The following is a 25,821-nucleotide window of genomic DNA, read 5'->3' on the forward strand; positions in this document are numbered from 1 at the left end:
GTCCGAAAGAGGATGTCCCCCGGCGGGTCAGCCCTTGACGACGATGCTGACGATCTTCGGCGCACGGACGACGACCTTGACGATCTCGCGATCGCCGATCGAGCGGATGACGCGCTCGTCCGCACGGGCGAGCGCTTCGAGGTCCGCCTCTCCGATGCGGGCCGGCACCTCGAGCTGGGCACGCACCTTGCCACCCACCTGCACGACCGCCGTCACCGTGTCCTCGACGAGAAGCGCGGGGTCGGCGGAGCGCCAGGTGACGAGACCGACCGAGGGCTCATGTCCGAGGATCTCCCACATCTCCTCCGCCGTGTGCGGGGCGATGAGGTCGAGCATCACGGCGAGGGTCTCTGCCGCTTCGCGGACCGCCGGATCGTCCGCGCCTGCCGCACCGTCGATGGTCTTGCGGGTGATGTTCGCGAGCTCCATCAGACGCGCGACGAGCACGTTGAACTTGGTCTGCTCGACCAGCGACGGAGCTTCGGAGAGCAGCTTGTGCGTGGCGCGTCGCAGGGCGGCGTCGCCGCCGGCGAAGACCACGTCGACCGGGCTCGAGACCTCGTTGGCGATGCGCAGCGCGCGTGCCAGGAACTTCTGTGCACCCGTGGTCGAGACGTCGGCCCAGTCCTTATCGTCCTCCACGGGGCCTGCGAACGCGAGACCCACACGCAGCGCATCGGCGCCGTACGCGTCGAGCTCCTCCTCGAACAGCACCAGGTTGCCCTTGCTCTTCGACATCTTCGCGCCGTCGAGCAGGACCATGCCCTGGTTGATGAGGTTCGAGAACGGCTCCGTGAAGTCGATCAGGCCCATGTCGAACAGCACCTTGGTGATGAAGCGCGCGTAGAGCAGGTGCAGGATGGCGTGCTCGACACCGCCGATGTAGGAGTCGACCGGCGACCAGCGTGCCGCCTGCTTCGGGTCGAACGCGACGGTCTCGCTGTGGGGCGAGAGGAAGCGCAGGAAGTACCACGAGCTGTCCACGAACGTGTCCATGGTGTCGGGATCGCGCAGCACGGGATCTCCGCTCTCGGCGTCGACCGTGCGCACCCAGCTCTCCGCCGCACCCAGCGGCGACGATCCCTTCGGCTTCAGGTCGAGACCCTCCACGCTGGGCAGCTTCACCGGGAGCTGGTCCTCGGGGACCGGGATGATCCGGCCGTCCTCGGCGTGCAGCATCGGGATGGGCGTGCCCCAGAAACGCTGACGCGAGATCAGCCAGTCGCGCAGACGGTAGTTCTTCGCTGCACGACCCGTGCCGGTGGACTCGAGCTGCTCGATCGCGCGGGCGATCGCGTTGCGCTTCGAGAGGCCGTTGAGCGCGCCGGAGTTGATCATCCGACCCTCGCCCGTGAGGGCGATGCCGGTGGATGCCGGGTTCTGCTCGTCGAGCGCCGCGCCGGTGTCGATCGGCACGCCCTCGTCGTCGACCTCGATGACCGGCATCGCACCGGTGATGGGGGCCGTGGTGTCCACGACGACCTTGACGGGCAGATCGAAGGCGCGGGCGAAGTCGAGGTCGCGCTGATCGTGAGCAGGCACGGCCATCACCGCGCCGTGGCCGTAGTCGGCCAGCACGTAGTCGGCCGCCCAGACCGGCAGCTTCTCGCCGTTGACCGGGTTGATGGCGTAGCGCTCCAGGAACACGCCGGTCTTGGGGCGATCGGTCGCCTGCCGGTCGACGTCGGTGGTCTTCTGCACGTCGGCGAGGTACTTCTGGAAGCGGGCGCGCACCTCGTCGGGCGCATCGGCCGCGATCTCGCTCGCCAGATCGGAGTCGGGGGCGACCACGAAGAACGTCGCTCCGTGCAGCGTGTCGGGGCGCGTGGAGAACACGGTGACGGGCTCGTCGCGTCCCTCGATGCGGAAGTCGACGTCAGCGCCGATGGAGCGCCCGATCCAGTTGCGCTGCATCTGCAGCACCTTGTGCGGCCAGAACCCCTCGAGCTGGTTCAGGTCGTCGAGCAGTCGGTCGGCGTAATCGGTGATCTTGAAGTACCACTGCGTCAGCTTCTTCTTCACGACCTCCGCACCGCAGCGATCGCAGCGCCCGTCGACGACCTGCTCGTTCGCCAGCACGGTCTGGTCGTTCGGGCACCAGTTCACGGCGCTCTTCTTGCGGTAGGCGAGGCCGCGCTCGTGCAGCTTCAGGAACAGCCACTGGTTCCAGCGGTAGTACTCGGGATCCGAGGTGTGCAGCACGCGGGACCAGTCGAACGAGACACCGTAGTTCCGGAACGCCTGCTTCTGCTGGGCGATGTTCTGGTACGTCCACTCGCGCGGGTCCGCCCCCTGGCGGATCGCCGCGTTCTCGGCAGGCAGACCGAAGGAGTCCCACCCGATGGGGTTGAGGACGTTGTGCCCGCGGTGACGCCAGAACCGGGCCACGATGTCGGAGTACAGGTAGTTCTCCGCGTGCCCCATGTGCAGGTCGCCGGACGGGTACGGGAACATCGCCAGCACGTAGCGGCGTGGCCGCGTGTCGTCGTCGCCGCCGGTGAGGAACGTCTCGTTCTCCGCCCAGTACTTCTGCCACTTGGCCTGGATAGCGTGCGCCGAGGAGGTCTCCTCGTCGACGGGAGAGGTGGACAGGTTCTCAGACAACGAACGCACGACCAATCTGATGGGAAAAGGGGATCAGCTCAGGATATCGGAAGCCCAGGCCGCGGGCGTTTCCGCACCGAGAGCAGCAAGGGGTGCGCGGGCTTTGGTCGCCACCTCCCCGACCTCCCGGGCGGCGACGGATCCCCAGGTGATCCCGCCGCCGGCTCCGACCACGGCGCGATCGCCGTCGACGACGATGCTGCGGATGACCATCGCCAGGTCGAGCCCGCCGTCGTCGCCGATGTATCCGAAGCATCCCGCATAGACACCGCGCGGGCCGGCCTCGAGGTCGTGCAGACGCGTCATCGCCGACAGTTTCGGCGCCCCCGTCATGCTGCCGGCGGGGAAGGCCGCCGCGAAGAGGTCGCCGACAGTCACCCCCTCGGCAGCCGTGCCGCTGACCGTGCTGACCAGCTGGTGCACGGCCGGGTAGGTCTCGACCTCCCACAGCGCATCGACACGGATCGACCCGGGAACGCACACTCGCGAGAGGTCGTTGCGCATCAGGTCGACGATCATCACGTTCTCCGCGCGCTCCTTCGCGTCGACGGCGAGTTCTGCGGCGAGCGCGGCATCGGACTCCGCATCCTGGCCACGCGGCCTGGTGCCTTTGATCGGCCGGGTGCGGATCACCCCGCCCTCGGCGTGCAGGAACTGCTCCGGGCTCGCGCTGAGGAGCGCCCGCCCCCCGATCCGCACGAAACCGCCGTGGTGCGCGGGGGTCGCCGAGCGGAGTCGACGGTACGCGGATGCCGCGTCGTGTGCGCCCTCGACGGTGAAGCGCGTCGTGAGGCAGAGCTGGTAGGCGATGCCCTGTCGGATGAGATCGCGGCAGCGTCCGATCAGCACCGCGTACTCTTCGGGCGTGTTCCGCGCGTCGGCGATCCTCGGGGCATCCGAGGGCGGTGCGACCTCCGTGACGGGCGACCTGCTGTCCGCCATCCGGGCGACCTCGTCCGCCCACTCGGCGAGATCGTTCCGAGGCGCGGAGACCCAGGTGCGACCGGTCCTGTGGTCGAGGGCGACGAGACGAGTCACCTGCAGCCACGCCCCGTCGGCACGGCCGACCTCACCGGACACCGGCGCACCGGCGGCGCTCGCGCCGGTCTCGTAGTCCTGCCAGCCGACCCAGCCTCCGCGCAGCGGCGGGTGATCGGGCTCGGCGACGGGTGCGCCGGTGAGGGGAACACCGGCGGGGAACCCACAGCGCTCACCCGTTCCGATGAAGCTCCATCCCTCGACGGCGTCGGCGCCCGCGTCGAGCCAGAACAGGTCCGCCCATCGCGCCTCGAGCGCGAGGAAGAGCGCGAGGGGCTCGACTTCGGCGGAGAGGATGCGGGCACTCAGACGTTCGGGCACGTTCTCAGCCTAGGCCGCGGCGACTCCCGTACTCTCGAGGAGTGGACGAGCTCGTACCGTGGTTGATCGACTTCATGAGGTCGATCGATCCGATCGCCCGCACACTGATCGCCGGTGTCGCCGTGCTCCTCGAGACGAGCGTGCTGATCGGTCTGATCTTCCCCGGCGACACGGTGGTCCTCGTCGCCTCCATCGGCATCACCACCGTCCCCCAGGGCATCGCCATGGTCCTTGCGGTCGTGGTCGGCGCGCTGATCGGCGAGAGCATCGGCTTCTGGCTCGGTCGATGGATCGGTCCGCACATCCGCGCCTCCTGGGTGGGGCGACGGGTCGGCGAGGAGAACTGGGTACGCGCCGAGCGGTATCTGGCACGACGGGGCGGCATCGCGATCTTCCTGTCGCGGTTCCTCCCCGTGCTGCATTCGCTGGTCCCCCTCACCGTCGGGATGAGCCACTACTCCTACCGCCGCTTCCTCGCATGGACGGCCCCCGCCTGTCTGCTGTGGGCGACCGCCTACGTCAGCATCACCTCTCTCGCGGCGGGGAGCTTCGATGAACTCGCGGACCGTGTGCACTACGCGGGGTACATCTTCGTGGGGATCATCGCTCTGTTCCTCCTCGCGGTGTTCATCGGCAAGAAGGTGCTCTCCCGTCTCGAGGCCCGTCACCTCGACATCTCCGATGCGGAGGGCGCGGACGAGGCGACCGACGTGAAAGACTGAAGCAATGGCTTCGTCACCCCAGACGCCCCGGATCCACTGGTTCGCGCGTCTCGAACACCGCCTCCACGTATGGCGGGAAGGACGAGCGCGCCGCCGCGGTCGCACGGCGACCATCCTCCCGTTCCCCGGCTACGGCGGACCCGGTTGGGTGCGTGTCGTCGGTCGGGTTCTCATCGTTCCGCCCGCACGCAGCACCAAGGACGGCGAGCTGGCGAGTGTGCGCGGGTGGCGCAGCTTCGTCGGCATCCCGGTGAGCTTCGCGAAGGTCACCGTGCGGATCGGGGATTCCGATCACGACGTCGTCGCGGATCGGGGTGGTGTGATCGACTCGGTCGTGCACGCGGATCTCGAACCGGGATGGCAGAACTTCACCTTCTCGGTGGAGGGCGGGGATGCGGTCGAGGCGACCGCGTTCATCGTCTCGGCCTCCACGCACTTCGGTGTCGTGTCGGACGTCGATGACACGGTCATGGTGACGGCCCTCCCCCGCCCCTTCATCGCCGCCTGGAACTCCTTCGTCGTCGACGAACACGCACGTCTCCCGGTCCCCGGTATGGCCGTGCTCCTCGACCAGGTGCTGCGCGAGCACCCCGGCGCTCCGATGGTCTACCTCTCCACGGGCGCCTGGAACGTGGCTCCGACGTTGCGGCGCTTCCTCGGTCGCCACCTGTTCCCCGCCGGGTCCATGCTCCTCACCGACTGGGGGCCCACGCACGACCGGTGGTTCCGCAGCGGTCGCGAGCACAAGCTCACCAACCTCCGTCGACTCGCCACGGAGTTCCCCCATGTGAAGTGGCTGCTCATCGGAGACGACGGTCAGCACGACGAGGCGATCTACTCCGAGTTCATGGAGGAGCACCCCACCTCCGTCGCCGGCGTCGCGATCCGTCGACTGCTGCCGGCCGAGGCCGTGCTCGCCGGTGGTCGAGCAGGTCGAGAGCCGCACTCCGAGGACGTCGCTCCCTGGGTCAGCGCCGAAGACGGTGCAGGACTCCGCGACCTGCTCGGCGAAGCCGGCATCCTCCGCTGACATGAGCGCCTCCCTCCCCCGCCACGTCTGGCTGGAGCGCGAGCACGAGCATCAGGCCCGGGCGGACGCACTGACCGCAGCACACCGCGAGCGCGCGTCCCGGCGGGAGAAGCATCCGGTCTGGGACTTCCTCTTCACCTACTACAGCTACAAGCCGGCACAGCTGCGCCGCTGGCATCCGGGCGCCGGCGTCGAGCTCGAGGACGCTCCCGAACGCCGGTCCTGGCGCTGGTACACCGAAGGATCCACTCCCGAGGGTGTGACGCCCGACGCGGCGCTCTTCGCCCACGAGAAGTCAGACCTGGCGGGCCTCATCGAGCGGATGCTGCGCCGCACCGCCTCACGCCCCGGGCAGTTCGGCTGCTTCGGACTGCACGAGTGGGCGATGGTGTACCGCGCAGACGAGCACCGGCACGCCGTCGCTCTGCGTCTCGGCCAGGCCGGAACCGATCGTGTCGTCGAGGCGCACGACCTCCGCTGCACGCACTTCGACGCCTTCCGGTTCTTCACCCCCGATGCGGTGCCCCGCAATCGCTCGCCTCTGACGCGTGACGACCAGTCGCTGTTCGAGCAGCCCGGATGCCTGCACGCCGGCATGGATCTGTACAAGTGGGCGCTGAAGCTGGGCCCCCTCGTGCCGGGTGAGCTCCTGCTCGACGCCTTCGAGCTGGCGAGGGACATCAGGCTCCTCGACATGCAGGCCGCACCCTACGACCTGTCGGCATGGGACGTCGTCCCGGTGCCGATCGAGACCGCCGAGGGCAAGGCCGAGTACGTCCGCCAGCAGCGCGGCTTCGCCGAGCGGGGAACGCGGTTGCGTGTCGACCTTCTCGACGCCTGGCTCGGCACGCCCGTCGCCGCGCACGTCTGAGCGGTCTCAGCCCGCGGGCTCGCAGTCAGGACACAGCGCCCACTCGGCGCTCGCCGCGGTCGACTGCAACCGCAGGGTCATGACCCTCGTGGCCGCCTCCGCCAGGCGCGCTTCCGGCAGCGTTCCCGCGTCGACGGCCGCGCTGAGCCCTGCGGCGATCTGCCCCGCGGTGTCGGCGGTGGATCCGGCGATCATCAAGACCAGGTCCGTCCCGGCGGACACCGCGGTGACGGCGTTCGCCACCGGATCGGCGTACTCGGCGATCCCCGACGATTGCAGCATGCCCAGATCATCGGTGACGATGACGCCCTCGAAGCCGAGCTCCTCGCGTGCGATCTCGTGCCACCGCGCCGACAGCGAGGCGGGGGCCGGATCGACGGCCGTGTACGCGAGGTGCCCGAACATCAGCACGGATGCGCCGGCATCCACCCCCGCGACGAAGGGGACCGCGTCGCTCGCCCGCCACTCCTCGAGAGTCTTCGCCGTCTCGGGGATGGCATGGTGTGAGTCGCCCGGCGCGGCACCGTGTCCGGGGAAGTGCTTCAGCGTCGAGGCGATGAGCGACTCCTGCGCCGTGGTCGCTGCCGCGACACGATCAGCCGCTGACTGCGGGTCCGTGCCCAGCGCGCGTCCGAAGATGAACGACCCGGGGTCGGCGGTGACATCGGCGACCGTGCCGAAGTCGACCGAGATCCCGGCGTCGGCGACGAGTGCGGCGCGCGCGGAGAATGCCGCCGACGTCTCGGCGACGGGAGACGTCTTGAGCGTCGTCGAGGCCGGGTAGGTGTCACCGGGCAGACGGGAGACGATCCCGCCCTCCTGGTCGACGGCGACGAGAGGCGGCAGCTCGGGGTCGACGGTGAGCGCATCCGTGATGGTCGTGAGCGCTGTGCCGTCGTCGGGGATGTTCGCACCCATCAGGATGAAACCGCCGAGCCCCTGCGACATGTACTGCCGCAGAGCGGCCGTGTCCGTCGTCGGGATGTGTCCCATCACGATGCTCGCCGCCTGCTCGTCGGTCGACATCTGCTCTACGAGAGCGGCGGCTCGGTGCTGCGGCCCGTCGGACACCCCGGCCGTCAGCCCTTCGGCCGTCGACCCCTCGTTGTTCGGAGGAGTGCGCGTCGAGACGCCCTCGCCGACGACAGCCCCGTGGGCCGACGCCGACAGGCACAGTCCCATGATCACGGCCGTGGCGACGGCCACGGCCCGCCGTCGCGGCACCGTGCTCAGGCGTGGAGCGCGTCGGCGATCGGCAGGGCCGCGTCGGCCTGGCCGTTGCCGAAGCGGATCGTGCGGCCGATGGTAGACGGGTTGCCGACGACCTCGGCGATCACCGCCGCGACGTCTGCCCGGGACACCTCGCCGTGCCCCTCGGGATCGAGAACGATACGACCGGTCGGCGCATCGAAGGTGAGCGTGCCCGGTCCGAGGATCGTGCCCTCGAGGGCGGTGCCGCGCAGATGCTCGTCCGCCGCCCACTTCGCGTCGGCGTAGGCGAAGAACCCGTCGTCCTCCGGCACTCCGTGGTCGGCCTTCGAGCCGATCCACGACACCATGACGTAGCGCGCGACATCGGCCTCGCCTGCGGCGTCCATGGTGCGGATCGCCGCATCGCGGTCGACGGCGTACGTGCGCTCTGCGGATCCTCCGCCGGCGCCCGCTGACCAGACGACGGCGTCGTGCCCGCGGATGATGTCGGAGAGCGCCGTGGTGTCGAGGGTCTCGACATCGGCGACGAGCGCGCGAGCGCCGGTCTGCTCGACCTCCTCGACGTGATCGGGGTTGCGGATCACGGATGTGACCTCATCGCCGCGGGCGACGAGAAGAGGGGCGAGCAGGAGTGCGATGCGGCCGTGGCCGCCGAAAACGATGATTCGCGACATGCTTTCACCCTACGCGCCTCTGCCGACACCGGCTCGGGGGTGCGCTCAGCGAGGACCCTGCGAACTGTCGATGACGAAGGCCTGCGGGTGCCCCGGGAGGTAGCGGACCACGACCGGCTCGCCAGAGGGCAGGTAGGCATCGCGATCCGGGTACACGGCCGGCGTGAAGAAGTTGCTCTCGATCGTGTACTCCACGCCGCTCGGGGTCGTGAACGTCACCCAGTCGCCGTCGACGGTGCCGGTCGTCGGCTGACCGTGCTCGTGGATGTAGGCGCGCGTGATCGGCACCCCCGTGAGGCTGAGGATGCCGATCACGAGGTTCGCCAGCATGACGACGGCGAGCACCCGGAACACGAGGCGCCGCACAGCGCCCACCGCCTTCCCGCGCGTGGCGACGTCGCCGTGGAGCAGCCCTTCGCGCTCGCGGACCCGCCGCAGCGACGCGCCGGGAGCCGCACCGCCCGCGGACATGGCGAAGAGTCCGAGGATCGAGAAGCCTGCGATGAACACCATCGCGTACCCGTGCGACGCGGGGAAGTTGATCAGCCAGATGAGGGTGTCGAGGATGTTCATCGTCCGGCCTCCTTCTCGATCGTCACGGCCACGGTCTTCGGATCCTCGCGGCGGTAGAAGGCCCAGATCGGCGAGCCGACCTGGAACCGCGAGATCGCCTCGGGGTACGCGAACACCGTCGTGTCGGCCTCCCACGTCGAGGCGCCCTCCGGTGCCATGAGGACCGTGAGCTCGAGTTCGCTCTGTCCCTCGAGGCGGCGTCCGGTCGGGCGCACCGCCAGCACGGACGCAGGCACCTGCGTTCCCGTCGTCCGCGCTCTCACCAGGCGAGGGTCGATGAGACCGCGATCGATCCGCCACTGCAGCAGTGCGTCGTGGACCGCCTGATCCGTGACGTCGGCGAGCTCGATCGTGTCGCGGTCGGTGGGGCTGAACCTCACCGGGACCGGCTGACCCACCTGGAGCCACGCGAGGTCGGTGGTGTCGACCAGCATCCGCAGCTGTCCGACGAATTCCTCCCCCGCCGTCGGGGTGACCCGGATGAACAGGTCGTACTGCGGGAGGTCGTTGACGGTCAGGCCGGTTCGGGTGACCTCGACGATGCGGCCCACACCGATCTGCGCCTCTCCTCGGACCCTCCGGCGGCGACCGAGACCCGACATCGTCCCGCCGAAGGTGAGGATCAGTCCCCAGGCGACCCCGATGATGATCGGCCCGCCCAGGGTGTCCTCTCCGGAGAACGGCAGGATCGAGTCCCGCTGGTCTATGCCGAAGAGCCCTTCGCCGGTCCAGATGACGAGCCATGCCGACAGCAGCAGCCAGATGACCAGGACGACGATACGGATCATGCCATCAGCGTAGCGATCATGCGTCGACGCAGTGCGGAGCGTGGCGGGCGGGATCCCGCCGGCTCACTCGGTGCGGACGGGCGCCGCAGCCAGCGCACGCTGCACGCCCGTCGCCGCCGAGCGCCCCGCGCGATTCGCCCCGATGGTGCTCGCCGAGGGGCCGTAGCCGACGAGCTGGATCCGAGGATCCCGCACCGCGGTGGTGCCCCGGCCATGTCGATCGAGCTGGATGCCGCCGGCGGCGCTGCGCAGATGCAGGGGCGCGAGATGAGAGATCGCCGGTCGGAACCCCGTCGCCCACAGGATCGCGTCCACCGGCTCGAAGGATCCGTCCGCCCACCGCACTCCATCAGGCTCGACGCTCTGGAACATCGGCCGACGCGCGGCGTAGGCACCGAGGCGCTCCGCCTCGCGCTCCTGCGGGCGCAGCATCAGACCCGTCACGCTGACCACGCTCTGCGGCGGAAGGCCCTGCGCCACCCGCTGCTCGACGAGTGAGACCGCGGCCGCCCCGGCTTCAGGGGTGAAGTCGTCATCGCGCCACACGGGCTCTCGACGGGTCGCCCACAGCGTCTCGGTGAGCGGAGCGAGGGCTCCGAGGAACTGCACCGCGGACGCGCCGCCACCGACCACCAGCACCCGTTTGCCGATGAAGTGCTGCGGGCCCGGATAGTCGACCGTGTGCAGCTGCTCCCCGAGGAACGTCTCCATGCCGGGATAGTGCGGGATGAACGGATGCGTCCAGGTGCCCGTCGCGTTCACCAGGGTGCGTGTGCGCCACTCGCGCTCCTCCGCACGCACCAGGAGGATGCCGCCGTCGTCCTCGACACGATCCACCCGCACCGGGCGCACGACCGGAAGTCGATGCGCGCGCTCGTACGCGGCGAAGTATGCCGGAACCGCCATGTTCGCGCGCTGGCCGTCACGCGGAGGGGGTGTGTCGCCCGGGAGCTCGGCCACGCCGTGCACGTCCCGCATCGTCAGCGCATCCCACCGGTGCCGCCAGGCTCCCCCCGGTTCATCGTCGGAGTCGAGAACCACATGCGAGACCCCCAGACGGGTCAGATGGAACGATGACGAGAGACCGGCTTGACCTGCGCCGATCACGAGACTGTCCAGGATGCTCACGACGATGACAACGCGCGCGGGACCCGGAGTGTTCCGCGCGACGACGCGCCCGGGGGCCGCCACCCGATTGGTGCTGCGCGCGATCCGTGTAGTACTCTGTTCAAGTTGCTTCGAGCAGTCAGGAAGCAGTTCTGGGCCTGTGGCGCAGCTGGTAGCGCACCTGCATGGCATGCAGGGGGTCGGGGGTTCGAGTCCCCCCAGGTCCACAACGAAACCCGCGAGAAATCGCGGGTTTTTTGTGTTCTTCGGCGGTTTCGCAGCGGCGCCGCCGCTCCCGGCACGTCTCGTCTACTGACCTAAGGTGAGGAGATGAACTCGGGTGAGGCGCGGACGATCGACACTCGTTCCCGTCGCCTGCGCCTTCTGGTGGATGTTCTCTTGGTTGTCGTTGCGGGGCTCGTCGTGTTTATGGAGGCCGGCGGGACGTGGTGGGGCGGTCTGGCTGGCGACGCGCTGTACGCCGCGCTGATCTACCTCATCGTCGCCATCGCATTTCCGCGAACGAAGGTCACGGCCATCGCCGCCGTCGCGTTCGCCATCTGCGCGGCCATCGAACTGTTCCAGCTGACGGGAATGCCAACGACCTGGGCGGATACCTTCTGGCCCGTTCGGCTGGTTCTCGGAGTGGGGTTCGACCCGCTCGACCTGGTCGCGTACGCAGTGGGCGCCGCCGCTGCGGCCGGCTACGACACGGTACTCGGGCGCGACGGACACCGAGCGCGTGCCCGCCACACAGCGAACCCCTCTTGAGGTGGACAGCGCTCCGTGTCACCACGTCTCCATCCCCAGCGCCAGGGACTTGCTATCTGCGGTCGTCCTGGATAGAAAGGCGAGGCCGTCCTTGATCTCCTTGGCGGCTCTTCGACCACTGGAGGCTACGGGTGCTGGGACTGTTTCGACGCGCTGAGACGATGATCGACAGCGCGGTGCCCCGCACCGAGCCCGGGCTCTGGTCGCGCGGGCTCGGCCTCGCTGCGACGAGGAGCCTGCAGACGCTCGCGGTGCTCGCGCTCGTCGCGGTGGGTGTGCTGGTCATCACGCAGCTGTCCCTCGTCTTCATCCCGGTGACCATCGCCCTGATCCTGGCGTGTGCGATCCATCCGCTCGTCGCCTTCATGCGCCGGCGCGGCGTCCCCTCGATCCTCGCGACCTGGATCGCGCTGATCGGCATCATCGTGGTGCTGGGCGGCGTCGTCTGGGTGATCGTGCTCACCGTGCGCTCCCAGTGGGACGACCTGGTCGATTCCGCCAGCGACGGCATCGCCCAGGTGACGTCATGGCTGAACACCCTCCCCTTCGATTTCGCGTCGATCGACCTCGACGATGTCTGGGCCGGTGCCGGTGATTTCCTCACCAGTGCCTCGTTCGGACGCGGGGCGCTCGCCGGCGTCTCCGCGACCGCGAGCTTCTTCACCGGGCTCGCCCTGATGATCGTCGTGCTGTTCTTCTTCCTCAAAGACGGCCCGCGCATCTGGGAGTTCCTGCTGCGCCCGTTCACCGGTGCCAGCTACGAGCGCGCCCGTCGCATCGGCGACAAGACCGTCGACGTGTTCGGCGGCTACATCCGCGGGACCTCGATCGTCGCCGCGGCGGACGCCCTCGGCATCGGAATCGGGCTCGCGATCCTGCAGATCCCGCTGGCGCTCCCGCTCGCCGTGATCGTGTTCCTCACGGCGTTCATCCCGCTCGTGGGTGCGACGGCCGCCGGCATCCTCGCGGCGCTGGTCGCCCTCGTCACGCACGGTCCGCTGGCTGCGCTCATCGTCATCGGCATCGTGGTGCTGGTCAACCAGCTCGAAGGCAACTTCCTGCAGCCGGTCGTGATGGCGCGGTCGCTCAAGCTGCACGCCCTCGTCATCCTGCTCGCCCTGACCACCGGCACGATCCTCGGAGGGATCGTCGGCGCCGTCCTGTCGGTGCCGATCGCCGCGGTCGCGTGGGGCATCATCACGGTGTGGGACGGCGAGAACACGCCCGCCAAGCCGTTCCGCAAGAAGCGGCCCGAACAGGTCTGACCCTGCGTCGCGTCGGGCCACCACCGGCCGTGACGCGGACTGCTCGGAGACTCTTCTGACTCGTGCCAGACTTGACGGGTGACCGAGTCCAGGAAGCCCGCCGTCGTCCGCGGCTTCGCTGCGTCGTCGCTGGCGATCTTCATCGCTCTCGCCGGTCACCTCACCGGCGGCGGCGCGATGCCCGGACCTCTGGGAATCGTCGTGCCCTGGCTGCTCTCCGTGATGATCTGCGTCCTGCTCGCGGGACGCCGCCTCTCCCTGACTCGCATGAGCCTGTCGGTCGCCCTGAGCCAGTTCCTCTTCCACGTGCTGTTCGTGCTCGGCACCGTCGCGCCGTCGGGTGTCTCAGCGCCCCACGTGCACGGCGGGCCGATCGTGATCCCCACAGGTCCCGGCATCTCTGAGGCCGTCGTCGCCGATGGCAGCATGTGGATCGGCCACGGCATCGCCGCCCTGGTGACCGTTCTCGCCCTGCACCGGGGCGAACGCCTGATCCTCGCCCTGCACACGCTGTCCGGGCAGGCCGTGCGATGGATGCGGCGTCGGCTCGACGCCGCGCTCGTCCGCCCCGCGCTTCCCGCTCTCGTCCGGACTCGCGGAGAGTTCCTTCTCCAGCGCGCGTCCGCCCCCGTCCACCTCACGACCCTTCGAGGCCGCGCCCCTCCGGCGATCCCTGCGATCTGATCCGCGCCCGCGGCCCCAAGGGCCCCGACGCGCGTCCTCGCCGTGCGCCCCTGCGCTCACGGCGCTGCACGCAGGAACGACGTCGATGATCGACGTCCGTCGAAAGGTCTCCCTCTCCCATGTCCCCTCTCCGCAGATCTGCGGTGGGGCTGGCGCTGGCCGCCGTCGCGGTGTTCGCGTCGGCCGTCCCCGCGTCCGCCCACGACCAACTCGTCTCGAGCACCCCCGGCGACGGGGAACAGCTCGCGTCCGCACCCTCGACCGTCTCTATGACGTTCTCGGGCGAACTGCTCGTGCTGGATTCCGAGCTGACCGGTGCCGTCGTGCTCGTCGTCGACGAGTCCGGCACGGACTGGGTGACCGGCCCGGTGACGGTCGCCGGGAACACGGTGACCGCGCCGGTGGATCCTGAGATGCCGGTGGCCGGCTACCAGGTGCGGTGGCAGGTCGTATCGGAGGACGGACACCCGATCTCGGGCGTCATCCCCTTCACGATCGGCGACGCCGAGCCGATGCCGATCGGCGCGACGTCGGCCGGCGACCAGCCGGCCGACGGAGCAGCCACGACCGGCTCGACCCCTGCCGCAGATCAGATCGCCGACGAGACGGGCGGTGCCACCAGGGTGCTGCTCGTCGGAGCAGGCGGGGCGGCCGTGGCCGCGCTCGCCTTCGTCCTGTATCGAATCCTTCGTCGTCCTCGCACGACAGATGAGCTGTGAAAGGCACCATCATGCACACCACCCCCCTTTCCCGAGTGACCGCGATCCTCACGGTCTCGCTGCTCGCCCTCACCGGCTGCGCGGCCGGCAGCGCCCCCGCCGAGACGAAGAGCGCCCCTGCGGGCGACGTCGTCACGATCGACGATGCCTGGGTCAAGGCAGCCGACGACGGCATGTCGGCCGCGTTCGGCGTCCTCTCCAACAGCGGCGACGAGGATGTGACCGTGGTCTCGGTCTCATCCCCCGCCTCCGACATGATGGAGCTCCACGAGACCGTCGAGAACGAATCCGGCGAGATGGTCATGCGCGAGATCGAGGGCGGATTCGTCATCCCCGCCGGCTCGGAGCTCACGCTGGAGCCGGGCGGGAACCACATCATGCTGATGGATCTCACCGCGCCGCTGCTCGCCGGTGACGAGGCGACGTTCACCCTCACATTCTCCGACGACTCGACCTACGAGTTCACCGCTCCGGTGAAGGACTACTCGGGCGCGAACGAGAACTACGAAGACGGCTCCGAGCACGAAGAGGGCATGGATCACTGATGGCGGCGCCCACTGAGGGCGCCCGCTCCCGTCGCTCCGGGTCGACCCGGCGGCAGTTCCTCCTCGGAGGAGCTGTCGCCGGTGTCGGCGCGGTCGCGGCGGTGGGAGCGGACATCGCCCTGAATCGACCCTCGACGGACAGCACGGCCGTCTCGACCCCGATGAACGGAACGGAGACCGTGCCGTTCTTCGGCGCACATCAGGCCGGGGTGGACACCGCCGCCCAGGCGCACGGGGTCTTCGTGGCCCTCGATCTGCACGACGACACCGACAGGACCGCGCTGACCCGCCTGATGCGCATCCTCACGGACGACGCCGCGCGCCTCACCCAGGGACGGCCCGCGCTCGCGGACTCCGAACCCGAGCTCGCGCTCTCTCCGGCACGCCTCACCGTCACGTTCGGCTTCGGTCCCGGATTCGTCGCGCGGGCGGGCGGCACCCCGCCTGCCTGGCTCGCTCCCCTCCCCGCCTTCCGCGTGGATCGGCTGCAGCCCGAGTTCTCCGACGGAGACCTGCTGCTGCAGATCGCCGGAGACGATCCGCTGACTGTCGCCCACGCTCTGCGGATGCTGTTGAAGGATGCCCGCGGGTTCGCCGGCATCCGCTGGACCCAACAGGGTTTTCGCCGCGCCTACGGCACCGAGCGTCCGGGTACCACCATGCGGAACCTGTTCGGCCAGGTCGACGGCACCGCCAACCCGGAGCCAGGGACGGCCGACTTCGACCGGATCGTGTGGACCGAGGAGGGCTGGCTCTCCGGAGGGACGGGCATGGTCATCCGCCGCATCCGCATGGACCTCGACAAGTGGGACCGCCTCGATCGCAGCGGCCGCGATGCCTCGGTCGGCCGGACTCTCGCGAACGGCGCGCCCCTCACCGGCACGAAGGAGTTCGACGAGCCGGACTTCGAGGCGAAGACCGCGATCGGCTTCCCCGTCATCCCCGCGTTCGCGCACATCCGGCGCGCTCGCGGCGACGGGGCGGAGCGGATCTTCCGGCGCGGCTACAACTACGACGAGCGTCCGAGCGGCGCCGAGGTCTCGGAGTCGGGCCTGCTCTTCGTGTCCTTCCAGGCTGACATCGAACGCCAGTTCACGCCGATGCAGAAACGCCTCGACGAGCTGGACCTGCTCAACGAGTGGACCGTGCCGATCGGCTCGGCCGTGTTCGCCGTGCCACCGGGATGCGCCGAGGGCGGGTTCATCGGTGAGACCCTTCTCACGGGAGGGGTGGGCGCATGAGCGTGCGTGAACGCGCCGTCGTCTCACCTCCGGCTCCCGGCGGGCCGCCTCGGCGACGCGGCGGCTCCCGTCTCGGCGCACTGCTGCTGCGTCTGCACTTCTACGCCGGGATCCTGGTGGGCCCGTTCATCCTCGTCGCGGCGCTCAGCGGCGCGCTCTACGCCCTGACCCCGCAACTCGAGCAGGCCGTGTACGCCCACGAGCTGCATGCGCCGGCACCGGACTCCACGGTGCCGCTCGCCGCGCAGATCGAGGCCGCGAACACGCACGTGGGCGAGGGGACGGCGCTGTTCGCCGTGCGCCCGGCACCGGAACCCGGAGACACGACGCGCATCATGTACGCCGTGGACGGCCTCGGCCCGAGCGAGTCACTGGCCGTGTTCGTCGACCCCGGCACAGCGGAGATCCGTGGGGAGCTGGTGGTCTACGGCACCAGCGGCGCCACTCCGCTGCGCACCTGGGTCAGCAACCTGCACCGCACGCTGAACCTCGGCGACCCCGGCCGGTTGTACAGCGAGCTCGCGGCCTCCTGGCTCGGGATCGTCGCCATCGCCGGCATCGCGCTCTGGGTCATCCGGCTGCGCAAGGCCAGGGTCAAGCGCGATCTGCTCCGCCCCGACCCGGCCCACCGGGGGTATCGCAGGCTGTTCGGCTGGCACGCCTCGCTCGGCGTGTGGGTGCTTCTGGGAGCACTGTTCCTGTCAGCCACGGGAATCACCTGGTCGCAGTACGCCGGGGCGAACGTCGACAGTCTGCGGGCAGCCCTCGACTGGGGAACCCCTACGGTCAGCACCAGCCTCGACGGCACGACGACCGGGTCCGACGGACATGCGCATCATCACGGGGCAGAGAGCGCCCCCAGCGGATCGGCGAACCCGGCGACGTTCGACGCCGTCCTCGCGATCGCGCAACGGCAGAACGTCAACACCGGACAGGTGGAGATCAAGCCGCCCGCCGAGCCCGGGGCGGCCTGGACGGTCCGCGAGATCAAGACGGGATTCCCCACCGAATCCGACTCCCTCGCGATCGACGGAACCACCATGCAGGTCGTCGACCGCGTCGACTTCGCCGACATCCCGCTCGCAGCCAAACTCGCGAGCTGGGGCATCAACATCCACATGGGGGTGATGTTCGGACTCGCCAATCAGATCGTGCTGTTCGTCGTCGCCCTCGCCATCGCCGCCATGGTCGTGCTCGGCTACCTGATGTGGTGGCGACGGCGTCCGCGTCGCGACCCGTCGCGGATCGTCGGAAGCCCTCCCGGGCGGGCGCTCCGAGGGGCGCCGTGGTGGGAGATCGGGATCGTCGCGGTCGCAGCGGTCCTCGTCGGTCTCTGGCTGCCGTTGGTCGGCTGGACGCTGCTGGGGTTCCTCGTCCTCGACACCCTGATCCCCTGGGTTCGCCGCGCGGCACGCGCCCGTCGGCCACGGGGACATCAGGAGGTGTGACGCCGGCTACCCTCCGCCGACGATGCCGTCAACCCGCTGCCGCACGACCGGTGAGCATTCTATGGTCGCCATCACACACACGAGAGGAGTCACCATGTCCACACCGATCCCCCCGCTGGTCCCGCGACCCGACGACGACGGCGACATCGACGCAGTGCCGCACCGCGAGGTCGATGGCGAAAAGGTCCTCGACACCGATGTCGACGCGGATCAGGTCGACGGCGCCACCGCTGACAGACTCGCAGCGGAGCAGCCGACGGATCCCGACGCGGATGCCGACTGAACCGCTTCGCGACCGAACCGACTCATGACTGCGGGGCAGGGCCACCGAGGTGGCCCTGCCCCACAGTCTGTGCTCTGTGCGTCTTTCAGGTGGCGTAGAGCGGTGGCAGGTGCGGGATGGCTATCGGCCTCGTCGCCCTGCTCGGATCCTGGATCCGCGCGACCTCGTCGAGCACCTCCTGCGCATTCGCGTACCGTGCCGACAGCGGCAGGTCGCGAAGCCAGACGACCTCGACATCGGTGTCGGCATACTCGTAGATGCATCCGACCACGTTGCGCGGGTCGTCGGGCGAATAGCGACGATCGTTGATCACCCACTCCGACGGAGTGACACGGTGAAGAACGTATCTCGGCTCTGGATCTCCTGTCATGCGGTTTCCCTCCAACACTCGTCCCCAGCTTTCATCATCCGCCGAGGATGTGCGGGTGCACAGCCCCTTGACAGAGGTTCGCGGGGGTCGAGCGCGGAGTTCAGCCCGCAGGGCGGATCGTCAGATCCGTCAGCGCGGCGTCGTCCGGGAGGTCGAGTGCCGTCAGGATCATGGACGCGACGGAGTCGGCGGTGATGAATCGCTCGGCATCGTATTCGCGCCCCTCCTGCTGATGCACGCGCTCCTGCATCGGAGTCGCGGTGCGGCCCGGATAGATCGACGTCACTCGCACCCCGTGCTCCGACTCCTCGGCACGCAGGGAGTCGGCCAGCGCCTTGAGACCGTGCTTGGAGGCGGCGTACGCCGACCACCCCGCGTGGGCGTGCAGGCCGGCACCGGAGTTCACGAACACGACCCTGGCACGGGAGACGCGCAGCACCGGCAGCAGGAGACGCGTCAGTTCCGCGGGCCCCACGAGATTGACAGCGAGCTGCTGCTCCCAGAGGTTCGCGGGCAGGTCGGCCACCGGACCGAGGTCGACGACACCCGCGACATGGATCAGCGAGTCGATGCGCTCGGGAAGGGGCTGCTTCGAGAGCGCCCACGACAGCCGTCCCGGCTGCGCGAGGTCGCCGACGAGCGCGGTGGCGCCCGGGAGTCCGGCGGTGATCTCCCTCGCTCGACCCGCATCGCGGGCGAGGACGGTCACCTGATCGCCGCGCTCGAGAAGGCGGCGCGCGACGACGGCGCCGATCCCCGACCCGGCACCGGTGATCAGGTGTGCACGCATGTCAGTCGCGGTCTGCGGCCGAGGCGGACTCGGAGAGCTCGAACGGGACCACGGGGCAGTCCTTCCACAAGCGCTCCAGGCCGTAGTACACGCGCTCCTCCTGATGGAAGACGTGGACGATCAGGTCGCCGAAATCGAGCAGGACCCAGCGGGCCTCCGCACGACCTTCGCGGCGGACCCGCTTGTGACCGGACTCGATGAGCCGGTCCTCGATCTCATCGGCGATCGCGGCGACGTTGCGCTCACTGTTTCCGGTGACCAGCAGGAAGATGTCGACGAGCGGGAGAGGCTCCGACACGTTGAGCGCGACGAGATCCTCACCGCCCTTCGAGACGGCGGCGTCTGCCGCGAGCTGGAGCATCTCTTCGGCGGTTTCAGGTGACTGCATCAGAACACATTCGTGGTGAAGGCGATGATCAGGGAGACGCCCAGCGCGAGCGCGAGACCACCCGCCACGATCGCGAGGATGAGCATGAGTTTGTTGCCCTTTTCGGGGGCTGGCGGGCGGATGACCTCGCCGGCGGGCTTGATGGTGCTGACCGCCGCGCTGGCGGCGATCGGCGTGGGCGAGGATGCCGGGGGCAGCTCGCCGTCGATGAGCACGGCGTCGATGTCCTTGCCATCGGTCGTGCCGTGCGCGTGTCCCTGCGAGCCGAGGCCCCGGGGCAGCTCGTAGGAGCCCGTGATCAGGATCTCTCCCGTGGACGCGACCGGCCCGGAGAGATCACCGTCGCCCGCGGACGGGGTGAAGATCAGGGTGTTGGGAGCGAGGTGCTGAGATCCCGTCGAGTCGCCGACCGTGAGCAGCTCGTCGAACGACGGCGCGAACGGCGCGCGGGCCTCGTTCGGATCGGAGAGCAGATCCTGTCCGAACGCCGGGTTGACCGTCGGGTTCTCCTCCACGGAGATGTCTGCGGCATCCGCATCGTCGACGTCGGCGAGGACGTCCTCCGACTCGGACGCCTCGGCGTCGTCATCCTCGGCGAGGCCGAGCTCGGCGACGGAGGCAGCGGGGTCCTCGTCGGGGGCCTGTGCGGCGGAATCCTGTGCGGCGGAATCGTCTGCGCCGATGACCTCGTCGTCGCGGGCGTCCTCATCGACGGCGTGTTCCTGCGCGCCGGAGGACGAGGCGGTCGCGGCGCTGACGGGAGCGGGAAGCTGTGCGGCATCCGCGTCGTCCACACCGTCGGTGTCGGCGGGAGTCGCGGTGCCTGCTCGCTGCCTCTCGAGCTCTCGGACCTGTCGGCGGGTCAACCCCCCGGTACTCGCAGCGGCGCCACTGGCGGGTGCGGCGGGGGCGGCCGGGATCGTCGCGTCGTGGGACGCGGCATTCGAGGTCGCAGCGCTCTCGGCGCGCTCCTCGGCGTTCGTGTCGTCGCGTCCGGGCGTTGCGGACTGCGCGTCGGGCACGACTGCGGCGGCCGCCGCAGCCTCCTCCGCGGTGATGACCGGCGTGGAACCCGTCAACCGGATCTCACGCAGCTGCTTTCGCGTCAGCGGACCCTGCTCCTGCCGATCCGATGTACTCATGCCTTGCTCCGATACAGATGATGCTTCGCGATGTATTGAACGACTCCGTCGGGAACGAGATACCAGACCGGCTCGTCGTCTCGGACCCGCGCGCGGCAGGCCGTCGACGAGATGGACAGCGCCGGCACCTCCAGTTGGCTGACGTTGTCGCTGGGGAGGCCGTCTGTGCTCAAGACGTGTCCTGGGCGTGAGACCGCGACGAAGTGGGCCAACTCCCACAGTTCATCATGGTCCCTCCAACTGAGAATCTGCGCCACGGCGTCTGCACCCGTGATGAAGAAGAGCTCAGCGTCGGGACGCCGCTCCTTGAGATCACGCAGGGTGTCGATCGTGTAGGTCGGCCCTTCGCGATCGATGTCGACCCGACTCACGGTGAACTGCGGATTGGATGCCGTCGCGATGACCGTCATCAGATAGCGGTGCTCGCTCGGCGTGACCTCGGCCTTCTGCCACGGGCGTCCCGTGGGCACGAAGACGACCTCGTCGAGATCGAAGGAGTGCGCGACCTCGCTGGCGGCGACCAGGTGCCCGTGATGGATGGGGTCGAAGGTGCCGCCCATCACACCGATGCGCGCCGGACGCGAGGTCGTGTCGTTCATAGGCGCCTAGTGGCCGTGCCCTGCCTCGTGGCCGTCCTTGCCGTGGCGCGCAGCCCAGGCGTCCGCCTTGGCGGAGTGGCGGTTGGCGACGTTCTTGTACGACAGGGTGACGAAGCCGAGGAACGCGAAGACGATGATCGCGACGACGCCGAAGATCAGGGTCTCGAGCTGGACGTTGCCGTGGTGCTCGGTCTCGGCGGCGGCCATCGCGATCTGTGCGACGAGGTTCATCGTGACTCCGTTTCGTGGCTGGGGGGCATGGCCCACCAGGAGCCACAGCGCCCCCTAGTCTAGCCCTCAGCCGCGGGTCTGCCCCGACCCACGCGCCAGCCATTTCGTGCTCGTCAGCTCGGAGAGTCCCATCGGCCCCCTGGCGTGCAGCTTCTGGGTCGAGATGCCGACCTCCGCGCCGAAGCCGAACTCGCCTCCATCGGTGAATCGGGTGGAGGTGTTGACCATCACCACGGCCGAGTCGACCTCCGCGAGGAACCTCTCGGCATTGCGCGTGTCCGTGGTGATGATCGACTCCGTGTGGCCCGTGCTGTAGCGACGGATGTGGTCGAGGGCATCATCGAGGCTGTCGACCACCTTCATGGCGATGTCGAGGCTGAGATACTCGGTCGCCCAGTCCTCGTCGGTCGCGGGGATCACATTCGAGACGAGCCCGGCCACCATGTCGTCACCGTGGATCGCGACCCCCTCGCTCTGCAGCGCGCTCGCGACGAGGGGCACCAGCCGCGGCGCGGCCTGCCTCAGCACCAGCACGGTCTCGACCGCGTTGCACACGCTGGGCCGCTGCACCTTCGCGTTCACGACGATGTCGCGCGACCAGTCTTCCGGGGCGGTCTCATCGAGCACGATGTGCACGTTGCCCGCACCTGTCTCGATGACCGGGACGGTCGACTCGGTGACCACGGTCTCGATGAGCCCTGCGCTCCCGCGAGGCACCAGAACATCGATGTAGCCGCGTCCGTTCATCAGCGCCTTCGCGCCGTCACGGCCGAAGTCGTCGACCGTCTGCACGGCCTCGGGGGTCACTCCCGCGCTCTGCAGCGCCTCGCGCATGATCTGCACGAGCACCGTGTTGGAGTCGCGGGCGGCGCTGCCGCCGCGCAGCACGACGGCGTTCCCCGAGCGCAGCGCGAGGGCGGCGATGTCGACGGTCACGTTCGGCCGTGCCTCGTAGATCGCTCCGACCACCCCGAAGGGCACGCGCACCTGCTCGAGCGTGACCCCGTTCGGCATCCGGTGTCCGCCGACCACGCGTCCGACCGGGTCGGGCAGCGCCGTGACCTCTCGCACCGCCGACGCGAGAGCGCGCACGCGCTTCTCGTCGAGCCTCAGCCGATCGATCAGCGAGTCGCCGATGCCGTCGGCCTGACCGCGCGCGACATCGCGGTCGTTCGCCTCGATGATCGCCGCGGCGTTCTGCTCGAGGGCGACCGCGATGGCTTCGAGCGCGCGGGCCTTGTCGTCGCTCGTCAGTGCGGCGGTGGCGCGGGACGCCTCCTTGGCGCGCTCGAGGCGCACCTGCGGGGTCTGGTCGGTCATCCGCCCAGTCTAGGAGAGCGCAGGCTCGAACCAGGTCCCTATTTCGGCCCCCGCGAGAGCCTGGTCGACCAGGTCGGCACTGGTCACGAGGACGCCGATGCCGGAGGCCGCGGCCAGGCGCGCCGCCGAGACCTTCGTCGCCGCTCCCCCGGTGCCGACGCTGTTGACCACGGTCGAACCGAACTCCAGACCCGAGAGGTCGGCATCCGGGGCGACCACGTCGATCGGCACGGCCGAGGGGTCGGACGGCGGCTTCGTGTACAGGGACTCGATGTCGCTGAGCAGCACGAGCGCGTCGGCCTCGATGAGCTGCGCCACGAACGCCGCGAGACGGTCGTTGTCGCCGAAGCGGATCTCCTGGGTGGCCACCGTGTCGTTCTCGTTCACGATCGGCAGGATGCGGAGTCCGAGCAGACGCTCCATGGCGCGGCGGGCATTGCTGCGCGACGTGGGGTTCTCGAGGTCACCCGTCGTCAGGAGCACCTGGCCGGCGACGATGTCGAAGGGCCGCAGCGACTCCTGGTACCGGTAGACCAGGATGTTCTGCCCGACGGCGGCCGCCGCCTGCTGCGTGGCGAGATCGGTCGGACGCGCGTCGAGGCGGAGGAACGGGATGCCGGTGGCGATGGCTCCTGAGGAGACGAGCACCACCTCGGCGCCGCGCGCATGCGCAGCCGCGAGGGCTTCGACGATGACCGGGATCCGCCAGGAGGACTCTCCGCTGATCGAGGAGGAGCCGACCTTCACGACGATCCGTGATGCCGAGGCGAGATCCGCCCGTGAGCGAGCGGTCACTCGCCGTCCTCGCGGTAGGCCGCGAGCCGCTGCGCTTCGACCTCGGCACGAGCCTCAGCCTTGGCATCCATGCGCTCGTAGTAGGTCTCACGACGCTCTGACGTGGTGCGGCGGCTGTTGGGCGCGAGGCGGGGATCGGTTCCACGCGGTGCGCTCATGAGCTCGGCCGCCGAGGTCATCGTGGGCTCCCAGTCGAAGACGATGCTGTCGCCCTCGCCGATCACCACGGTCGACCCCTGCACCGCACCGAGTCGGAACAGCTCGTCTTCGACACCCAGCTTCTCGAGTCGATCGGCCAGGTATCCCACGGCCTCCTCGTTCTGGAAGTCAGTCTGCTGCACCCACCGCACCGGCTTCTCGCCGAGGATGCGGTAGACGTTGCCGTACGTGCCGCCCTCGACACGGATCTCGAAGCCCTTCTTGGGGCCACGGGGACGGAGGATCACGCGCTCGCGCGGCACCTCCGTGGCGGCCAGCTCGGCGCGGTACGCGTCGACGATCTCACCGAGCGCGAAGGTCAGCGGACGCAGACCCTCGTGCGAGACCGTGGAGATGTCGAACACGCGGAAACCGCGCGCCTCGAGGTCGGGCCGCACGAGTTCGGCGAGGTCGCGGGCCTCGGGAACGTCGATCTTGTTGAGCGCGATGAGCTGCGGGCGCTCGAGCAGGGGGGTCTGGCCCTCCGGCACCTCGTACGCCGCGAGCTCCGCGAGGATCACGTCGAGATCGGAGATCGGATCGCGTCCCGGCTCGAGCGTGGCGCAGTCGAGCACGTGCAGCAGGGCGGTGCAGCGCTCGACATGGCGGAGGAACTCGAGGCCGAGGCCTCGCCCCTCGCTGGCGCCCTCGATGAGCCCGGGGACGTCGGCGACGGTGTAGCGCGAGTCGCCGGCCTGCACGACGCCGAGGTTCGGATGCAGCGTCGTGAAGGGGTAGTCGGCGATCTTCGGTCGTGCCGCGGAGATCGCACCGATCAGGCTGGACTTGCCCGCAGACGGATATCCCACGAGTGCCACGTCGGCCACCGTCTTGAGCTCGAGGACGACGTCGCCCTCGACGCCGGGAGTGCCCAGCAGAGCGAATCCGGGCGCTTTGCGCTTGGGGGTCGCGAGTGCGGCGTTGCCGAGACCGCCGTGACCGCCCTTGGCGACGACGAAGCGCTCACCGGGCACGATCATGTCGATGAGCACCTCACCGGCGGGGTTCTTCACCACGGTGCCGACGGGCACGGGGAGCTCGAGCGTCTCACCGAGGAATCCGGCGCGGTGGTCGCCCATGCCCGGGCCGCCGTTTCCGGAGCTCCGGTGCGGCGAGTGGTGGTACGAGAGCAGCGTGCCGGTCTGGGTGTCGGCCACGAGCACGATGTCACCACCGTCACCGCCGTTGCCGCCGTCGGGGCCGCCGAGGGGCTTGAACTTCTCGCGGTGCACCGAGACACAGCCGTTGCCGCCCTTGCCCGCGCGCAGATGCAGCGTCACGGTGTCGACGAAACTGACCATGTCTCTCTCCTCAAAAAAAGATTCGGGGCGGGCCGAAGCCCGCCCCGAATCGGATGTCTACTGTCGTGCTGTGATCACTCGGCAGCGGCGACGATGTTGACGACCTTGCGGCCGCCCTTCGCACCGAACTGCACCGCGCCTGCGGCAAGAGCGAACAGCGTGTCGTCGCCACCACGGCCGACGTTCACGCCGGGGTGGAAGTGCGTGCCGCGCTGGCGGACGATGATCTCGCCGGCGAGAACCTGCTGTCCACCGAAGCGCTTGACGCCAAGTCGCTGAGCGTTGGAGTCACGACCGTTACGGGTGGAGCTTGCGCCCTTTTTATGTGCCATGTCCTGGTCTCCTCGGTCTTACTTGATGCCGGTGATCTTGACGCGCGTGAGCTCCTGACGGTGGCCCTGGCGCTTCTTGTAGCCGGTCTTGTTCTTGTACTTCTGGATGATGATCTTCGGGCCGCGGAGGTTGCCGATGACCTCAGCCGTGACCTTGACCTTCGCCAGCGAGTCAGCGTCGGTGGTCACCGTGGCGCCGTCGACGAGCAGCACGGCGGCCAGCTCGATCTTCTCGCCCGAAGCAGCCTTGACACGGTCGAGCTGAACGATCGTGCCGACCTCGACCTTCTCCTGCCGCCCACCGGCGCGCACTACTGCGTAAACCACTTCATACCTGTTTCGTTGGGGAGCTCGCGGCTCCGAGATCTCACGGGAAGACTGTTGCTTGCATGCATCGCAGGGCGACGGGCACGAATGCAAGACTCTCCGCTCCGACCGTCCAGGACGACGCGGCATACG

Annotated in this window: 29 protein-coding genes and 1 tRNA gene; 12 read left to right on the forward strand and 18 right to left on the reverse strand. The window is 69.1% G+C overall.

Annotated elements, in window-relative coordinates:
- Positions 1-27: 27 nt before the first annotated feature.
- Both leuS and ASD43_RS13110 read right to left on the reverse strand, forming a co-directional pair.
- Positions 28-2,604: a leucine--tRNA ligase gene (gene leuS, locus ASD43_RS13105; protein WP_056419648.1), complete on the reverse strand. Its 2,577-nt coding sequence runs from the start codon at positions 2,602-2,604 to the stop codon at positions 28-30.
- Positions 2,605-2,637: 33 nt separating this feature from the next.
- Complete coding sequence (locus ASD43_RS13110) at positions 2,638-3,963, reverse strand: anthranilate synthase component I family protein (protein WP_157550977.1); 1,326 nt, start codon at positions 3,961-3,963, stop codon at positions 2,638-2,640.
- Between the two features lie 41 nt (positions 3,964-4,004).
- Between ASD43_RS13110 and ASD43_RS13115 the strand changes: the two genes are divergently transcribed.
- The 3 genes from ASD43_RS13115 to ASD43_RS13125 are packed head-to-tail and all read left to right on the forward strand — an operon-like array spanning position 4,005 to position 6,586.
- On the forward strand, positions 4,005-4,685 hold the full coding sequence (locus ASD43_RS13115) for a DedA family protein (RefSeq protein ID WP_056418310.1): 681 nt from the start codon (positions 4,005-4,007) through the stop codon (positions 4,683-4,685).
- 4 nt (positions 4,686-4,689) lie between these two features.
- The gene (locus tag ASD43_RS13120; protein ID WP_056418312.1) at positions 4,690-5,715 is read left to right on the forward strand and encodes an App1 family protein; all 1,026 of its coding nucleotides are present in this window, start codon (positions 4,690-4,692) and stop codon (positions 5,713-5,715) included.
- A gap of 1 nt (position 5,716) precedes the next feature.
- On the forward strand, positions 5,717-6,586 hold the full coding sequence (locus ASD43_RS13125) for a hypothetical protein (protein ID WP_056419654.1): 870 nt from the start codon (positions 5,717-5,719) through the stop codon (positions 6,584-6,586).
- A gap of 6 nt (positions 6,587-6,592) precedes the next feature.
- On the opposite strand, the gene ASD43_RS13130 is transcribed toward ASD43_RS13125, so the two are convergent.
- From ASD43_RS13130 to ASD43_RS13150, 5 genes are all read right to left on the reverse strand, one after another.
- The gene (locus ASD43_RS13130) at positions 6,593-7,810 is read right to left on the reverse strand and encodes a glycoside hydrolase family 3 N-terminal domain-containing protein (protein ID WP_235564133.1); all 1,218 of its coding nucleotides are present in this window, start codon (positions 7,808-7,810) and stop codon (positions 6,593-6,595) included.
- Positions 7,811-7,815: 5 nt separating this feature from the next.
- A complete protein-coding gene (locus tag ASD43_RS13135) occupies positions 7,816-8,472 on the reverse strand; it encodes an SDR family oxidoreductase (RefSeq protein ID WP_056418315.1) in 657 nt (218 codons plus the stop codon).
- Between the two features lie 45 nt (positions 8,473-8,517).
- Positions 8,518-9,045, reverse strand: coding sequence for a hypothetical protein (locus ASD43_RS13140; RefSeq protein ID WP_056418319.1), 528 nt, complete (start codon positions 9,043-9,045; stop codon positions 8,518-8,520).
- Positions 9,042-9,833, reverse strand: a complete 792-nt coding sequence (locus ASD43_RS13145; RefSeq protein WP_056418321.1) for a hypothetical protein — start codon at positions 9,831-9,833, stop codon at positions 9,042-9,044. Before ASD43_RS13145 ends, ASD43_RS13140 begins: the two co-directional genes overlap by 4 nt.
- A 63-nt stretch (positions 9,834-9,896) precedes the next feature.
- Entirely contained in the window at positions 9,897-10,961 is a 1,065-nt protein-coding gene (locus tag ASD43_RS13150) for an NAD(P)-binding domain-containing protein (RefSeq protein ID WP_056419661.1), read from the reverse strand.
- Positions 10,962-11,094: 133 nt separating this feature from the next.
- On the opposite strand from ASD43_RS13150, the gene ASD43_RS13155 reads away from it, so the two are divergent.
- The 9 genes from ASD43_RS13155 (at position 11,095) to ASD43_RS13195 (ending at position 17,896) form a co-directional block, all read left to right on the forward strand.
- A tRNA-Ala gene (locus ASD43_RS13155) sits at positions 11,095-11,167 on the forward strand.
- A gap of 103 nt (positions 11,168-11,270) precedes the next feature.
- Entirely contained in the window at positions 11,271-11,711 is a 441-nt protein-coding gene (locus ASD43_RS13160; protein ID WP_056418324.1) for a DUF2809 domain-containing protein, read from the forward strand.
- A gap of 161 nt (positions 11,712-11,872) precedes the next feature.
- Positions 11,873-12,976 carry an AI-2E family transporter gene (locus tag ASD43_RS13165; protein WP_056419664.1) on the forward strand — a complete coding sequence of 368 codons (1,104 nt, stop codon included), beginning with the start codon at positions 11,873-11,875 and terminating at the stop codon, positions 12,974-12,976.
- A 78-nt stretch (positions 12,977-13,054) separates the two neighbouring features.
- Entirely contained in the window at positions 13,055-13,660 is a 606-nt protein-coding gene (locus tag ASD43_RS13170; RefSeq protein ID WP_056418328.1) for a hypothetical protein, read from the forward strand.
- A 119-nt stretch (positions 13,661-13,779) separates the two neighbouring features.
- Positions 13,780-14,379 (forward strand): copper resistance CopC family protein, encoded by a 600-nt coding sequence (locus ASD43_RS13175; RefSeq protein WP_056418331.1) that lies wholly within the window; start codon positions 13,780-13,782, stop codon positions 14,377-14,379.
- Between the two features lie 11 nt (positions 14,380-14,390).
- On the forward strand, positions 14,391-14,924 hold the full coding sequence (locus ASD43_RS13180) for a copper chaperone PCu(A)C (RefSeq protein WP_056419667.1): 534 nt from the start codon (positions 14,391-14,393) through the stop codon (positions 14,922-14,924).
- A complete protein-coding gene (locus ASD43_RS13185; RefSeq protein WP_056418333.1) occupies positions 14,924-16,165 on the forward strand; it encodes a Dyp-type peroxidase in 1,242 nt (413 codons plus the stop codon). Before ASD43_RS13180 ends, ASD43_RS13185 begins: the two co-directional genes overlap by 1 nt.
- On the forward strand, positions 16,162-17,613 hold the full coding sequence (locus ASD43_RS13190) for a PepSY-associated TM helix domain-containing protein (protein ID WP_056418335.1): 1,452 nt from the start codon (positions 16,162-16,164) through the stop codon (positions 17,611-17,613). The genes ASD43_RS13185 and ASD43_RS13190 overlap by 4 nt, the downstream gene beginning before the upstream one ends.
- Positions 17,614-17,707: 94 nt before the next feature.
- On the forward strand, positions 17,708-17,896 hold the full coding sequence (locus tag ASD43_RS13195) for a hypothetical protein (protein ID WP_056418337.1): 189 nt from the start codon (positions 17,708-17,710) through the stop codon (positions 17,894-17,896).
- 85 nt (positions 17,897-17,981) lie between these two features.
- Here the strand turns inward: ASD43_RS13195 and ASD43_RS13200 are convergent, their stop codons facing one another.
- The 11 genes from ASD43_RS13200 to rplU form a co-directional block, all read right to left on the reverse strand.
- The gene (locus ASD43_RS13200; RefSeq protein WP_056418340.1) at positions 17,982-18,266 is read right to left on the reverse strand and encodes a hypothetical protein; all 285 of its coding nucleotides are present in this window, start codon (positions 18,264-18,266) and stop codon (positions 17,982-17,984) included.
- A 100-nt stretch (positions 18,267-18,366) separates the two neighbouring features.
- Complete coding sequence (locus ASD43_RS13205) at positions 18,367-19,056, reverse strand: SDR family oxidoreductase (protein ID WP_056418343.1); 690 nt, start codon at positions 19,054-19,056, stop codon at positions 18,367-18,369.
- A gap of 1 nt (position 19,057) precedes the next feature.
- Positions 19,058-19,444, reverse strand: a complete 387-nt coding sequence (gene rsfS, locus ASD43_RS13210) for a ribosome silencing factor (RefSeq protein ID WP_056418345.1) — start codon at positions 19,442-19,444, stop codon at positions 19,058-19,060.
- Positions 19,444-20,586 carry a hypothetical protein gene (locus ASD43_RS13215; RefSeq protein WP_056418348.1) on the reverse strand — a complete coding sequence of 381 codons (1,143 nt, stop codon included), beginning with the start codon at positions 20,584-20,586 and terminating at the stop codon, positions 19,444-19,446. The genes rsfS and ASD43_RS13215 overlap by 1 nt, the downstream gene beginning before the upstream one ends.
- Positions 20,583-21,185 carry a nicotinate-nucleotide adenylyltransferase gene (gene nadD / locus ASD43_RS13220; RefSeq protein WP_045254643.1) on the reverse strand — a complete coding sequence of 201 codons (603 nt, stop codon included), beginning with the start codon at positions 21,183-21,185 and terminating at the stop codon, positions 20,583-20,585. Before nadD ends, ASD43_RS13215 begins: the two co-directional genes overlap by 4 nt.
- Before the next feature lie 6 nt (positions 21,186-21,191).
- Positions 21,192-21,416, reverse strand: a complete 225-nt coding sequence (locus tag ASD43_RS13225; protein WP_056418351.1) for a hypothetical protein — start codon at positions 21,414-21,416, stop codon at positions 21,192-21,194.
- 66 nt (positions 21,417-21,482) lie between these two features.
- Positions 21,483-22,736 carry a glutamate-5-semialdehyde dehydrogenase gene (locus ASD43_RS13230; RefSeq protein WP_056418354.1) on the reverse strand — a complete coding sequence of 418 codons (1,254 nt, stop codon included), beginning with the start codon at positions 22,734-22,736 and terminating at the stop codon, positions 21,483-21,485.
- 9 nt (positions 22,737-22,745) lie between these two features.
- Complete coding sequence (gene proB / locus ASD43_RS13235; protein WP_056418357.1) at positions 22,746-23,531, reverse strand: glutamate 5-kinase; 786 nt, start codon at positions 23,529-23,531, stop codon at positions 22,746-22,748.
- Entirely contained in the window at positions 23,528-25,030 is a 1,503-nt protein-coding gene (gene obgE, locus ASD43_RS13240; protein WP_045254647.1) for a GTPase ObgE, read from the reverse strand. Before obgE ends, proB begins: the two co-directional genes overlap by 4 nt.
- A gap of 74 nt (positions 25,031-25,104) precedes the next feature.
- Complete coding sequence (gene rpmA, locus ASD43_RS13245; protein ID WP_028501603.1) at positions 25,105-25,362, reverse strand: 50S ribosomal protein L27; 258 nt, start codon at positions 25,360-25,362, stop codon at positions 25,105-25,107.
- 18 nt (positions 25,363-25,380) lie between these two features.
- Entirely contained in the window at positions 25,381-25,689 is a 309-nt protein-coding gene (rplU, locus tag ASD43_RS13250) for a 50S ribosomal protein L21 (protein ID WP_167541600.1), read from the reverse strand.
- Positions 25,690-25,821: the final 132 nt, after the last annotated feature.

Origin of the sequence: Microbacterium sp. Root553 (assembly GCF_001426995.1) — a bacterium.
Classification (GTDB): domain Bacteria; phylum Actinomycetota; class Actinomycetes; order Actinomycetales; family Microbacteriaceae; genus Microbacterium.

Excerpts from the sequence above, each read along its gene's own strand:
- ASD43_RS13185 (WP_056418333.1), top strand. The coding sequence starts at position 14,924 with ATGGCGGCGCCCACTGAGGGCGCCCGCTCCCGTCGCTCCGGGTCGACC.
- ASD43_RS13205 (WP_056418343.1), bottom strand. The coding sequence starts at position 19,056 with ATGCGTGCACACCTGATCACCGGTGCCGGGTCGGGGATCGGCGCCGTC.
- ASD43_RS13120 (WP_056418312.1), top strand. The coding sequence starts at position 4,690 with ATGGCTTCGTCACCCCAGACGCCCCGGATCCACTGGTTCGCGCGTCTC.
- ASD43_RS13200 (WP_056418340.1), bottom strand. The coding sequence starts at position 18,266 with ATGACAGGAGATCCAGAGCCGAGATACGTTCTTCACCGTGTCACTCCG.
- ASD43_RS13140 (WP_056418319.1), bottom strand. The coding sequence starts at position 9,045 with ATGAACATCCTCGACACCCTCATCTGGCTGATCAACTTCCCCGCGTCG.
- ASD43_RS13190 (WP_056418335.1), top strand. The coding sequence starts at position 16,162 with ATGAGCGTGCGTGAACGCGCCGTCGTCTCACCTCCGGCTCCCGGCGGG.
- rsfS (WP_056418345.1), bottom strand. The coding sequence starts at position 19,444 with ATGCAGTCACCTGAAACCGCCGAAGAGATGCTCCAGCTCGCGGCAGAC.
- ASD43_RS13125 (WP_056419654.1), top strand. The coding sequence starts at position 5,717 with ATGAGCGCCTCCCTCCCCCGCCACGTCTGGCTGGAGCGCGAGCACGAG.
- rpmA (WP_028501603.1), bottom strand. The coding sequence starts at position 25,362 with ATGGCACATAAAAAGGGCGCAAGCTCCACCCGTAACGGTCGTGACTCC.
- ASD43_RS13160 (WP_056418324.1), top strand. The coding sequence starts at position 11,271 with ATGAACTCGGGTGAGGCGCGGACGATCGACACTCGTTCCCGTCGCCTG.
- ASD43_RS13215 (WP_056418348.1), bottom strand. The coding sequence starts at position 20,586 with ATGAGTACATCGGATCGGCAGGAGCAGGGTCCGCTGACGCGAAAGCAG.
- ASD43_RS13135 (WP_056418315.1), bottom strand. The coding sequence starts at position 8,472 with ATGTCGCGAATCATCGTTTTCGGCGGCCACGGCCGCATCGCACTCCTG.
- nadD (WP_045254643.1), bottom strand. The coding sequence starts at position 21,185 with ATGAACGACACGACCTCGCGTCCGGCGCGCATCGGTGTGATGGGCGGC.
- obgE (WP_045254647.1), bottom strand. The coding sequence starts at position 25,030 with ATGGTCAGTTTCGTCGACACCGTGACGCTGCATCTGCGCGCGGGCAAG.
- ASD43_RS13230 (WP_056418354.1), bottom strand. The coding sequence starts at position 22,736 with ATGACCGACCAGACCCCGCAGGTGCGCCTCGAGCGCGCCAAGGAGGCG.
- ASD43_RS13225 (WP_056418351.1), bottom strand. The coding sequence starts at position 21,416 with ATGAACCTCGTCGCACAGATCGCGATGGCCGCCGCCGAGACCGAGCAC.
- ASD43_RS13175 (WP_056418331.1), top strand. The coding sequence starts at position 13,780 with ATGTCCCCTCTCCGCAGATCTGCGGTGGGGCTGGCGCTGGCCGCCGTC.
- ASD43_RS13195 (WP_056418337.1), top strand. The coding sequence starts at position 17,708 with ATGTCCACACCGATCCCCCCGCTGGTCCCGCGACCCGACGACGACGGC.
- ASD43_RS13180 (WP_056419667.1), top strand. The coding sequence starts at position 14,391 with ATGCACACCACCCCCCTTTCCCGAGTGACCGCGATCCTCACGGTCTCG.
- ASD43_RS13145 (WP_056418321.1), bottom strand. The coding sequence starts at position 9,833 with ATGATCCGTATCGTCGTCCTGGTCATCTGGCTGCTGCTGTCGGCATGG.
- ASD43_RS13165 (WP_056419664.1), top strand. The coding sequence starts at position 11,873 with ATGATCGACAGCGCGGTGCCCCGCACCGAGCCCGGGCTCTGGTCGCGC.